This window comes from Pseudomonas sp. BJa5 (genome assembly GCF_030272875.2).
Classification (GTDB): Bacteria; Pseudomonadota; Gammaproteobacteria; order Pseudomonadales; family Pseudomonadaceae; genus Aquipseudomonas.
Genome location: NZ_JALRNG020000149.1, coordinates 1 through 270, shown reverse-complemented (window position 1 = coordinate 270; position 270 = coordinate 1). Strand labels below are relative to the sequence as shown.

At 69.3% G+C, this 270-nt stretch carries 1 protein-coding gene; it reads right to left on the bottom strand.

The annotated features are described in order from the left end of the window. Positions 1–109: 109 nt before the first annotated feature. Entirely contained in the window at positions 110–253 is a 144-nt protein-coding gene (locus M2D63_RS25795) for a TraR/DksA family transcriptional regulator (RefSeq protein WP_285865889.1), read from the bottom strand. Positions 254–270 lie beyond the last annotated feature (17 nt).

Here is a 270-nt window from a genome sequence, read left to right as displayed (position 1 = left end):
GCTCGATCCCGGCGAATGCGCTACCGTCGATGCGGTAAATCAAAAGTTACCGCGTCCCGCCCCGGGACAGGTCCGGCGCGATTGGCCGGACGATGCGCCGCGCGGACGCTCAATCGTCGCGCGAGACCTTCTCGTTGCGCTCGTGCCGCTCCTGCGCCTCGACCGTCATCGTGGCGATCGGTCGCGCCTCCAGCCGACCCAGGCTGATCGGCTCGCCGGTCACCTCGCAATAGCCGTACTCGCCCTCCTCGATGCGGCGCAGCGCGGCGT